General features: G+C 66.9%; 10 protein-coding genes and 2 pseudogenes. 3 read left to right on the forward strand and 9 right to left on the reverse strand.

The window, feature by feature from the left end; translation table 11 throughout:
* Positions 1–162, reverse strand: a pseudogene (locus ACKAE7_RS19135) (thiamine-phosphate kinase); the annotation flags it as partial.
* A 168-nt stretch (positions 163–330) separates the two neighbouring features.
* Between ACKAE7_RS19135 and ACKAE7_RS19140 the strand changes: the two are divergent.
* A complete protein-coding gene (locus tag ACKAE7_RS19140) occupies positions 331–834 on the forward strand; it encodes a DUF3515 domain-containing protein (RefSeq protein ID WP_408980019.1) in 504 nt (167 codons plus the stop codon).
* Positions 835–868: 34 nt separating this feature from the next.
* Here ACKAE7_RS19140 and ACKAE7_RS19145 read toward each other — a convergent pair whose 3' ends face one another.
* The 6 genes from ACKAE7_RS19145 to leuC form a co-directional block, all read right to left on the reverse strand.
* Entirely contained in the window at positions 869–2017 is a 1149-nt protein-coding gene (locus ACKAE7_RS19145; protein ID WP_408980020.1) for a D-alanine--D-alanine ligase family protein, read from the reverse strand.
* A 2-nt stretch (positions 2018–2019) separates the two neighbouring features.
* Positions 2020–3072 (reverse strand): NAD(P)H-dependent glycerol-3-phosphate dehydrogenase, encoded by a 1053-nt coding sequence (locus ACKAE7_RS19150; RefSeq protein WP_188808573.1) that lies wholly within the window; start codon positions 3070–3072, stop codon positions 2020–2022.
* A complete protein-coding gene (locus ACKAE7_RS19155; protein WP_188808572.1) occupies positions 3069–3842 on the reverse strand; it encodes a 1-acyl-sn-glycerol-3-phosphate acyltransferase in 774 nt (257 codons plus the stop codon). Before ACKAE7_RS19155 ends, ACKAE7_RS19150 begins: the two co-directional genes overlap by 4 nt.
* Positions 3843–3851: 9 nt before the next feature.
* Positions 3852–5177: a UDP-N-acetylglucosamine 1-carboxyvinyltransferase gene (gene murA, locus ACKAE7_RS19160; RefSeq protein WP_188808571.1), complete on the reverse strand. Its 1326-nt coding sequence runs from the start codon at positions 5175–5177 to the stop codon at positions 3852–3854.
* Between the two features lie 151 nt (positions 5178–5328).
* Entirely contained in the window at positions 5329–5940 is a 612-nt protein-coding gene (gene leuD / locus ACKAE7_RS19165) for a 3-isopropylmalate dehydratase small subunit (protein WP_188727996.1), read from the reverse strand.
* A gap of 8 nt (positions 5941–5948) precedes the next feature.
* Complete coding sequence (gene leuC, locus ACKAE7_RS19170; protein WP_066280764.1) at positions 5949–7403, reverse strand: 3-isopropylmalate dehydratase large subunit; 1455 nt, start codon at positions 7401–7403, stop codon at positions 5949–5951.
* 113 nt (positions 7404–7516) lie between these two features.
* Between leuC and ACKAE7_RS19175 the strand changes: the two genes are divergently transcribed.
* Positions 7517–8236, forward strand: coding sequence for an IclR family transcriptional regulator (locus ACKAE7_RS19175; protein WP_066276894.1), 720 nt, complete (start codon positions 7517–7519; stop codon positions 8234–8236).
* A 50-nt stretch (positions 8237–8286) separates the two neighbouring features.
* On the forward strand, positions 8287–8832 hold the full coding sequence (locus tag ACKAE7_RS19180; RefSeq protein ID WP_188808570.1) for a DUF1697 domain-containing protein: 546 nt from the start codon (positions 8287–8289) through the stop codon (positions 8830–8832).
* Here the strand turns inward: ACKAE7_RS19180 and ACKAE7_RS19185 are convergent.
* Together ACKAE7_RS19185 and ACKAE7_RS19190 are read right to left on the reverse strand one after the other, a co-directional pair.
* The gene (locus tag ACKAE7_RS19185) at positions 8810–10426 is read right to left on the reverse strand and encodes a GTPase (protein ID WP_188808569.1); all 1617 of its coding nucleotides are present in this window, start codon (positions 10424–10426) and stop codon (positions 8810–8812) included. The two genes, ACKAE7_RS19180 and ACKAE7_RS19185, sit on opposite strands and share 23 nt — an antisense overlap.
* Positions 10423–11304 (reverse strand): annotated as a pseudogene (locus tag ACKAE7_RS19190) (ABC transporter); the annotation flags it as partial. The gene ACKAE7_RS19185 and the pseudogene ACKAE7_RS19190, both read right to left, overlap by 4 nt.

The following is an 11304-nucleotide window of genomic DNA, read 5'->3' on the forward strand; positions in this document are numbered from 1 at the left end:
GTCCGGGGCAGCGATCACGGCGGCGTCATCCCCCGGCCCCAGGAGGGTGGCGGCGCCGTGCGTGCCTTCCATGGCCAGCCGCGGAAAGATCCGGGCCAGCAGCTCGCCCTCCGAGAGGGCAGAGACAGGCAGGCCGGAGACAGGCAGGGCGGAGACGGTCAGTTGGGGCCCGTCTGCAGCGGGCTGGTCATCACCGGATTGCGGACGGGGCTGCGGGCGGGAGGACGTGGGTTTTTCAGGCACCCCACTACGCTATCGCGGGGCCCTGACATCGAGGGCAGGCAGTGCCCGGCGTCGGGGCTGCCCCGTTCGCAGCGATAGGCTGGGGGGATGCACCGTCCCCAGCTTTCCCTGCCCGCCCGTATTGCCAGGCTGGCACTGATTGGGAGCCTTGCGGCAATACCTTTGACGTCGTGCTCGCCTCCCGTGGATGTTCCTGCCGCCCAGGACGGAGCCAACCCCGCCTGCGCTCCCATGATGGTGGCGTTGCCGGACGCGATTGGCGAGTACCCGCTCCGGAAGACCAACAGCCAGGCGACGGCGGCCTGGGGTGATCCTTCCCTGGTGATCCTCCGCTGCGGCGTCAACGTCCCGGGCCCCACCACAGACCGCTGCGTGACCGTCAATGGCATCGACTGGGTCATCAAGGAGGGCAGCCCGGTCTGGACCCTGACGACCTACGGCCGCGAACCGGCAACCGAGATCCTGATGGACCCGGACAAGATCAGCTCTGCCACAGTCCTGGCAGACCTCGCAGCGGCCGCCGGCAAGGTACCGGCGGCCAGGAACTGCGTGGGCCAGGAGGACCTGCAGAACCTGCCGCCCAGCCAATAGGGTTCCCGTGCCGGTCAGGGTGCCGGCGGGAAGGTCAGCGGAGCCCGGTTTTGCGGTGCAGCGCCAGGTAGATCAGTTCATCGATGAGGTCGGCGTAACCCAGCCCGGAGGCCGCCCACATCTGCGGGTACATGCTCTTGGGCGTGAACCCGGGCATGGTATTGATCTCGTTGATAATGAGCTCACCGGCGGGGGTGTAGAAGAAGTCCACGCGGCTCAGTCCTTCGGCACCTACGGCATCAAAGGCTGCCGCTGCGAGCTCGCGGACCCGGGCGATGGCTTCCTCGGGAATGTCTGCCGGGCAGCTGAGGGAGGCGGCGTCATCCTCGACATACTTTGCGTTGAAATCGTAGAACTCGTGGGTGCCGCCGGCCACGGAGATCTCCCCGGGCATGGAGGTCCGCGGAGCGTCTGTGCCCCTGCCTTCGAGGACAGCGCATTCGATCTCCCGGCCAATAATCCCGGCCTCGATCACCAGCTTGAGGTCGTGCTTGCGGGCTTCCTCGATGGCGGCGTCCAGGTCCGCCAGTGAATCAACCTTGGAAATGCCCATCGAGGAGCCTGCGCGGGCGGGTTTGACGAAGACCGGGAAGCCCAGCCGGTCCACCTGTTTCCGGACCAGCTCCGGGTCCTTGCGCCACTGGCGGTCGGTGACCGCCACATACGGGCCCACGTGCAGCCCGGCAGCCTCGAAGACGACTTTCATGTAGTGCTTGTCCATGCCCACGGCGGAAGCAAGGACGCCGGCGCCAACGTAGCGGGTGTCCGAGAGTTCCAGCAGCCCTTGGATGGTGCCGTCCTCGCCGAACGGGCCATGAAGCAGCGGGAAAACCACGTCAACAGTTCCGAGCTCCTGGGGCACCTCGTTCGGGGAGGCCACGATCAGCTGGTGTTCGCCCCCGATTTCCGCGAGGGTGACGGTCTGCGGTGACGGCGCCACCTCGGGCAGAGCTGTTGATGCCAGGGACCATTGGGCGGTGTCGGCGCCCGCGAGGACCCACTGCCCGGTTTTGGCGATTCCAATCGGAATCACCTCGTACTTGTCCTTGTTGATGGCGCCGAGCACTCCGGCGGCCGTTACGCAGCTCACGGCGTGCTCGCTGGAGCGGCCGCCGAAAAGTACCGCCACCCGGGGTTTCGCCCGCGGCGCGGTCTCCCCCGCGGCCAAGTTTTCGTGGGACATCGTCAGTAATCGCCTTCAGGTTTCAGTTCCCGGGACAGCAGGAGGGGCCCCAGTTGGTCAACGGACAGCTTGCCGGCCAGTACGGCAACGACGGCGGCAGTGATGGGCATCTCGACTCCCAGCTTGCCTGCCAGTTCGTGGACGGCCTGGCCCGATTTTATGCCTTCGGCGGTCTGGGTCATCTTCTGGCCCACCTCCTCCAGCGTGAGGCCCTGGCCGAGCAGCCGGCCCGCGGTGTGGTTGCGCGAGAGCGGCGAGGAGCAGGTGGCCACGAGGTCGCCCAGCCCGGCCAGTCCGGCCATCGTTTTGGCTTCACCGCCCAGTGCCAGGGCGAGGCGGGACGTTTCGGCGAGGCCGCGGGTGATGACGGACGCTTTGGTGTTGTCCCCCATCTGCTTGCCCTCGCAGATGCCCACGGCCAGCGCAATGACGTTTTTCACGATTCCGCCGATCTCCACCCCAACGACGTCCGCTGTGGTGTAGGGCCGGAAATACGGAGCCGTGCAGCTCCTGGCGATCCAGCCGGCAGCGGCGGAATCCGTGCAGGCAACCACCGATGCGGTTGGTTCTTCGCGGGCGATCTCCATGGCCAGGTTGGGACCGGACACAATGGCGATGCGTTCGGCGGGCAGGCCAAGCTCCTCGCCGATGACCTCGCTCATGCGGGCGTCCGTGCCAAGCTCCAGGCCCTTCATGAGGGAAACCACCATGGCGTCCGGCGCGATCAGGCCCTTCCACTCCCGCAGCTGCGGCCGCAAAGACTGCGCCGGGACGGCGATAACCACGAGGTCCGCGCCTTCCAGGACGGCGGCAACGTCCGTCGACGCCGAGATGATCCCGGGGAGCGGGACCTCCTTCAGGTACTGCTCGTTGACGTGGCTGGTGTTGATCTGGTCCACCACTTCAGCGCGCCGGCCCCACAGCCTGATGGTGCGCGGATCACCTGCGGCAGCCGCTGCATCAGCCAGGATCTTGGCGAACGTCGTCCCCCAGGAGCCGGCACCGAGGACAGCAACGGAACGGGCAGAGCCCGTCAGCCTTTCCCCAGCGGTCACGGAGCTTCCGTTCCGGTGCCGGGCTGCTGCTGTCCGCGCTCCACGAACCTGCCGTGCTTCGCCTGCTGCTGCTTGGCCGGGTCCCAGCGCTCCGCGGGAGGCTCTTCCTGGCGGAGCTCCGCGAGGAGGCCGGTGATCGCGTCCATGATTGCGTCCGTGGCGCCGGCCAGCGTGGCTTTATCCAGCGGACGCCCGGCGAAGGCGCTCAGGTCCACGGGGTCGCCCACCACAACCCTGGACCTCTTGCGCGGGAACAGGTGGAACCGCTTGCCGTAGCGGGGGAATACCTCGTGGGCGCCCCAATGGGCGATCGGAACCACCGGAATGCCGCCTTCCAGGGCGAGACGGGCGGCGCCCGTGTGGCCCTTCATGGGCCAGAGGTCCGGATCCCTGGTGAGGGTGCCTTCGGGATAGATGATGATGGCGCCGCCCTCGGCAACGATCTCCTGGGCGAGCTGGAGGGAACGGTTCGCTCCCGCCGTCGAACGCTCCACCGGGATCTGCTTGGTGGCCCGCAGGACCCAGCCCAGCACAGGAACCTTGAACAGTCCGGACTTGGCCAGGAAATGCGGCAGAACCTTGTGGTTGTAGAGGAGGTGGCCGACGATCAGGGGATCGATCTCGGTGCAGTGGTTGGGCGCAGCGATGAAGCCGCCGGCAGGCAGCTTCTCAGTGCCCTTCCACTCTTTGTCCATCATGAGGTTGAACAGGGGGCGGACTATTCCGGCGACCACCGCAAGGGTGGCGCGGCTCTTGGCCGGTTCCTTCACGTCTGCCCGCTACTTCGTGGTGGTGATGTCGAAGTCGGCACCCAGCCCGGCCAGCTTTTCGGTGAACCGTTCGTAGCCGCGGTTGATGATGTCAATGCCGGTGACGCGTGAGGTTCCCGTCGCCGCCAACGCGGCGATCAGGTGGCTGAAGCCGCCGCGCAGGTCCGGAACGTCGATATCGGTGCCCTTGAGCTGGGTGGGTCCGGAGATCACGGCGGAATGCAGGAAGTTGCGCTGGCCAAAACGGCACGGCACGCTGCCCAGGCATTCGCGGTGCACCTGGATGCTGGCACCCATCCGGATGAGCGCGTCGGTGAACCCGAAGCGGTTCTCGTAGACGGTCTCGTGGACGATTGAGACGCCCTCGGCCTGGGTCAGGGCAACCACCAACGGCTGCTGCCAGTCCGTCATGAAGCCGGGGTGCACGTCCGTTTCCAGGACCAGCGGGTTAAGCTTGCCACCCTTGTGGTAGAACCGGATGCCGTCCTCGCCGATGTCCATCCCGCCGCCCACCTTGCGGTACGTGTTCAGGAAAGTCATCATGTCCCGCTGGGAGGCGCCCTCAACAAAGATGTCGCCCTTGGTGACCAGCGCAGCGGAGGCCCACGACGCTGACTCGTTCCGGTCCGAGAGTGCCCGGTGGTTGTAGCCGCCGAGATCGCGGACGCCTTCAATGCGGATGGTCCGGTCCGTCTGGACGCTGATGATGGCGCCCATCTTCTGCAGCACGGCGATGAGGTCGATAATCTCCGGCTCGGTTGCGGCGCCGGAAAGTTCGGTGATGCCCTCTGCGCGCGTGGCGCTCAGCAAGACCTGCTCGGTGGCGCCCACCGAAGGATACGGCAGGGAAATCTTTGCCCCGTGCAGGCCCTTGGGCGCTGAGATGTGGATCCCGCCGGGGCGCTTCTCCACCACGGCACCGAACTGGCGCAGCACGTCCAGGTGGTAGTCGATGGGGCGGTCGCCGATTTTGCAGCCGCCGAGATCGGGAATGAACGCCTCGCCGATGGCGTGGATCAGCGGCCCGCAGAGCAGGATGGGAATCCGGGAGTCGCCCGCGTGGGCGTCAATGGCAGTGCTGGACGCCGTCTTGGCGGCCTTCGGATCCAGCGTGAGGTCCCCGTTGACCGGGTCCTTGACCACGGTGACGCCGTGCAGCTGCAGGAGGGAGGTGACCACCTCCACGTCCTTGATCTCCGGGACGTTCCGCAACACCGAGGGTTCGTTGCCCAGCAACGCTGCCACCATCGCCTTGGGGACAAGATTCTTTGCTCCCCGGACGCTGACGCGGCCTGTAAGCGGGACTCCGCCGCGGATTGTCAGAACACTACTCATATACCGGTTTCCTTACGATCACTCGCCCCCAAATCCTTGCAAAGGCTCCAACCAAGCATAGGAGGTTGCGTTACCGAACCGAAATACGCGGCCGACGGCGGCAGGGCGTGGCGCGCCGCCGTCGCACCTTTTTAAGACATGCAACTCTGCTTCAGCCCGCGGAGGAAAGGCGCGCAGGCAGGGTTTTGGGCTTGAACGAGGGCCGGGTGGCCTCGTAGGCCGTGATGTCCGCCTCATGCTGCAGGGTCAGCCCGATGTCATCGAGGCCTTCCAGCAGGCGCCAGCGGGTGTAATCGTCGATCTCGAAGGGCGCAACGATGTTTCCGCACACCACCGTCTTGGACACCAGGTCCACGGTAACTTCGGTTCCCGGAGCATTCTCGAGTTCCTTCCAGATGAGCTCGATGTCGTCCTGGGAGAGTTCGGCGGCAAGCAGCCCCTGCTTGCCGGAGTTCCCGCGGAAGATGTCGGCGAAGCGCGAGGAGAGGACGGCCTTGAAGCCGTAGTCCTTCAGCGCCCAGACGGCGTGCTCGCGGGACGATCCGGTACCGAAGTCCGGGCCAGCCACCAGAACGGAGCCGGCAGAGAAGGGCTCCTTGTTGAGGATGAAGGACGGGTCCTTGCGCCATGCCGAGAACAGGGCGTCCTCGAAGCCGGTCCGGGTGATCCGCTTGAGGTAGACGGCGGGGATGATCTGGTCCGTGTCCACGTTGCTCTGCCGCAGCGGGACGCCGATTCCGGTGTGGGTGGTGAACTTTTCCATGGCGTGTCCTAGGCTGCGTCGGTGCGGATGGCGGCGGATTCGGGGGCCGGATCAAGGTCCGACGGCGAACTCAGGGTGCCCCGGATGGCGGTGGCAGCGGCGACCACCGGGGACACCAGGTGGGTGCGGCCACCCTTGCCCTGGCGTCCTTCGAAGTTGCGGTTCGAGGTGGAAGCGCAGCGCTCCCCCACCTCCAGCTGGTCCGGGTTCATGCCCAGGCACATGGAGCAGCCGGCAAAGCGCCACTCGGCGCCGAAGTCCTTGAACACGCGGTCCAGGCCCTCGGCCTCGGCTTCCAGCCGTACGCGCGCGGAGCCCGGAACAACCAGCATCCGGACGTTGGGGTCCTTTTGGCGTCCGCGGATGATGTCCGCGGCAGCCCGCAGGTCCTCCATGCGGGAGTTGGTGCAGGAGCCCAGGAACACCGTGTCCACGCGGATGTCCTTCATCGGGGTGCCGGCCTCCAGCCCCATGTACTGCAGCGCCCGCTCGGCGGCAGCCTTCGCGTTCTCGTCGCCGAAGTCCTCCGGGGACGGCACGGACTCGGACAGCGAGACGCCCTGGCCGGGGTTGGTGCCCCAGGTGACGAAGGGCTCCAGGGTGTCGGCGTCCAGGTCAACCTGGGCGTCGAAGACGGCGTCGTCGTCGGTGCGCAGCGTGTTCCAGTACTCGACGGCGGCGTCCCAGTCGGCGCCCTGGGGAGCGTGCGGACGGCCCTCCATAAAGGCGTAGGTGGTTTCGTCCGGCGCCACCATGCCGGCGCGGGCACCGGCTTCGATGGACATGTTGCAGATGGTCATGCGCGCGTCCATGGACAGCGAGCGGATGGCGGATCCACGGTATTCCAGGACGTAGCCCTGCCCGCCGCCGGTGCCGATCTTGGCGATGACGGCCAGGATGATGTCCTTGGCGGTCACGCCGGGACGCAGTGTGCCCTCGACGTTGATGGCCATGGTCTTGAATGGCTTCAGGGAGAGCGTCTGGGTGGCCATGACGTGCTCCACCTCAGAGGTGCCAATGCCCATGGCCAGGGCGCCGAAGGCACCATGCGTTGACGTGTGGGAGTCGCCGCAGACCACTGTCATTCCCGGCTGGGTGAGACCGAGCTGCGGGCCGACCACGTGGACGATGCCCTGCTCCGCGTCCCCGAGGCTGTGCAGCCGGACACCGAACTCGGCGCAGTTGTTGCGCAGGGTCTGGATCTGGGTGCGGCTGGTGAGGTCGGCGATAGGCTTGTCGATGTCCAGCGTGGGAGTGTTGTGGTCCTCCGTGGCGATGGTGAGGTCCGGGCGGCGCAGCTTGCGCCCTGCCAGGCGCAGGCCTTCAAACGCCTGCGGGGACGTCACCTCGTGGACCAGGTGAAGGTCGATGAAGAGAAGGTCGGGCTGGGCGTTGGCACCGTCACCATCACCTTTGCGCACCACGTGTGCGTCCCAGACTTTCTCGGCCAATGTCTTTGCCATGGCCATCTCCCTTCACTGCTGTTTGGCTGATGAGATCAACTGAATCAGGACGGCTCCGCCCTGCGCCAGCCGAAAGATTTGCATCTCAGATATTGAGACGGCAATATCATTACATGGACAATTCTAGTGGAGTCGGTGTCATTGATAAAGCGGCCCAGGTGCTTGATGCGCTCGAAGCCGGCCCCACCACGCTGGCGCAGCTCGTGGCAGCCACCGGCCTGGCCCGGCCCACTGTCCACCGCCTTGCCCTCGCCCTGGTCCACCACCGCCTGGTGAGCCGCGACATCCAGGGCCGCTTTGTCCTGGGAAGCCGCCTGGTTGAGCTGGCATCGGCCGCAGGCGAGGACCGTTTGATAGCTTCCGCCGGGCCCGTCTTGATGCAGCTGCGCGACGCCACCGGCGAAAGCGCACAGATTTTCCGCCGCCAGGGCGACTGGCGCGTGTGCGTGGCGTCGGCCGAACGGCCCATCGGCCTTCGCGACACCATCCCCGTAGGCACCCAGCTGTCCATGAAGGCAGGATCTGCGGCGCAGGTGCTGCTCGCGTGGGAAGACCATGACCGCCTTCTCGAGGGACTGCAGTCAGCACGCTTCACGCCGACAGTCCTGGCAGGAGTACGACGCCGGGGCTGGGGACAGAGCCTCGGCGAACGGGAACCGGGGGTCGCCTCCGTCTCCGCACCGGTGCGGGGACCGTCCGGCCGGGTCATCGCCGCCGTCTCCATTTCCGGGCCCATTGAGCGCCTTACCCGCCAACCCGGCCGGCTGCACGCGGAAGTAGTGTGCAACGCCGGACGGCTCCTCACCGAAGCCCTCCGCAAAAACAACGATTGACGCCCGGCACAGGCCGCCACAACCAGCCCGCCCGGCGCTAGGATTTCGCCATGGGCAGCTATGCGGTTTTTCTCCGTGGCATCAACGTGGGCGGCATCAACATCAAAATGGCCGCCTTGCGGGACGCCCTCCAGGCTGCCGGCTTCCAGGATGCCGGGACACTGCTTGCGAGCGGAAACGTAGTCCTCACCAGCAACCTCGGCGCCGCCGCTGTCAAGCACACGTGTGAGAAGTGCCTCCGGGATGCCTTTGGCTATGATGCCTGGGTGGTGGTCCTCCAAGCCGGCCGGGTCTCAGAACTCGTGGCGGCGTGCCCCTACCCTGACGACGACAAGGCCACCCATACCTACATCACGCTCTCCTCGAACCAGGAAGTGCTCGATGAACTCGATGCGGCCGGGGCTGCACTGGAAGGACATCAGCAGAAGAGGCTGGGGCCGGAGGCGCTGGCCTGGCTGGCACCGGCCGGCGGAACCCTGGACAGCCCCTTCAGCAGGATCTCCGCGAAAACCAGGTTCAAGGCCGCAACCACGACGCGCAACCTGCGGACGCTGGTCAAGGTCCGGGACGCAGCTAGCCGGCTGCAGCCGTCCTGAGCGCAGCATCGAATGCGGCCTGCCTGCTGACCTCCAGTTCCACCGGTTCCACCACGAGTTCCTGCGCAACAGCAGCCACTGCGGCATTGAGCCGCTTCCGTGCCCTCGCCGCCCGTATGTTGGCCGCAGCAGCGGCTATGAAGCGGCCGGTGATGGCCAGGAAAATACCCAGCACCACACCCCCGGCAATCATCAGGGTGGGAACTGGCCACCCCTCCACCCGGGGCACCTCAGGCACGGGCATCTGGAAATAGCCCAGGGCCGCCAGGACGCCGAGCCAGCCCAGCCCGCCCAGGACGGTGAGCAGCGCCAGCCACTGCACCACATTGAAAACTCCCCACCACCAGGACTTCCGGTTGGCGGCGAGGTCCGTTCCGGCGATGGCCTGGTCAAGTGCATCGGGGAGGCGTTCCCGCCCCTCCCGGGCGGCTCCCCTGATGGCGGCCCGCCAAGGCCCGGGAGCCCCGGTGCTCGCGGCATCGGCGAATTCACGCACTGCGGCGTCCGTGCGTGCCCGCTCCGGCGCTCCTGCCGGTGGCAGGGATGTCCGGTTGAGTTCCGATGGCGCCGCGCTGCGCAGATTGAGCCGGCGCAGCGGATCAGCACGGAACCGGGAGAGCCACCGGGTCACCGGCCAGCCCGTGCGCCTGACGGACTCCAGCCGGTAGGACTGGCCCACCGCGCGGACCACCACGGGAACGTTGGCTGCCACAGCCAGTTCGTCGGCCAGGCGGTTAATGGCCGCAGGCCGTACACCGGCCGCGGTCCCCTCGCCGGACACAGCACCCAGTTCCGCTGATGCCCTGGTGATATCGGCAGCAAGCCGCTGCGACTGGGCCTTGCGCTTGACGGCGGCCCCACGGATGGCAGCCCGGACCTGGTCAACGCCGGCCCCCGTCAACGCCGAAGCCGCAAGCACCTGGACCTTGGCTAATCCGTCCCGGGCAAGGATGGAACGCAGGGATTCCAGGACGGGCTGCACGTCACGTTCCGGCAGCCGGTCCACCTGGTTCAGGACCACCAGGGTCACCGCGCCGTGCGAGGCCAGGCGGGACAGGAAGTCGTTGTGCACTGCCGCGTCGGCGTACTTTTGCGGATCAAGGACCCACACCAGGACGTCCACCATTCCCACCATCCGCTGTACCACTTCACGGTTGGATGCCTTGGTGGAGTCGAAGTCCGGCAGGTCCAGCAGGATCAGGCCGGTGTCCTCGTCCGCGAATCCGTCGACGGCGGCGGCGTGGTGGCGGTTGCGGACTTCCAGCCAGTCCAGCAGCGGTTCGCTGCCGTCCGCACCCCAGACCCCTGCCAAAGGTTCCGACGTCGTTGGACGGCGCGCTGCCGCCGTCGCAATTTCCGCGCCGCTGACCGCGTTGAAAAGGGAGGATTTTCCGCTGCCTGTGGCACCAAAAAATCCCACCACCGTGTGGTCCGCAGAGAGCGAACGCCGTGAACTTGCGCGCTCCAGGACACTGAAGACTTCCTGCAGGGACTCGTCCGGAAGGACGCCTTCGCCAAGCTCGCGGGCGTCGTTGAGGGCGGAAAGCCGGCGGTCAAGCCGGGTCGCCTCCCGGGTGTCGCTGTGCCGGCTCATGCGTTGTCCGCCAGGCGCACCAGGGCAGCGGCGTGCGCGGCCAGGGTGTCTTGGGTGCTGTCGTCGTAGTCCGGCAGGCGGGAGAGGAACTTGCGCCTCTCTTCCTGCAGCAGCACCAGGCACCGGGTGTGAAGGTCCTCGCGCGCTTTTTCGGCCATGCGCCTGACGGCGTCCTCGCCGAAGACGGCCTCAAGCAACCGCTGGCCCACGACGGCGGTTCCTCCGGCGACGCCCACCTCGAGTCCCGTGAGCCCCGCCGTCATGGAAAAGACGACGATCATCAGCGCGGCGCCGAGTCCGTTGATGCCGAAGGACAGCCAGCGGGCCTGCGTCCGCTTTCCCTGGCCCTCTGTACGGATCATGTCCATCAGGGCTTCCTGCCAGGCCCTGATCTCAGCGGCGGCGCGGTCTTCAAAGCCCGGCGTTGTGCCGGAGAGGTCATCCGTACCCAGCAGCTGGCGCCCGGCGGGATCGTTCCGCCAGCGCTGGTCAGTGTCCTCGGCAGCATTGGCGGCTTCGTCAACAATGACTGCCTGCAGGCCGGTCTCGATGGCAGCCTCCACCCTGACGGCGGGTGCGGGTTCACCACGGAAGAAGGCACCCACGCGGTCGCGGAACCGTCCCACGTTCTGCTCGAGGGTCCGGAAGAATTCCCCCGTACCCACAAAGTCCTGCCAGCGGGCCAGTACCTCCCCTCTCAGGAGGGCGCCGTCCCTCGTGGCATCCAGGATGCGGTCCGCAGCGTCCCGGTAGGCACCGACCGCAGCATCCTCGAGGTTGGCGGCGGCGTGCTGCTGCTCCCGCGCGGCCTGCGCGACGGCGGAGACGCGCCCTGCCATCGCCCGGACGGTCCCGTTCAACGTGCGGCGGGCGATGTC

Origin of the sequence: Pseudarthrobacter sp. NKDBFgelt (assembly GCF_046097905.1) — a bacterium.
Classification (GTDB): domain Bacteria; phylum Actinomycetota; class Actinomycetes; order Actinomycetales; family Micrococcaceae; genus Arthrobacter; species Arthrobacter polychromogenes.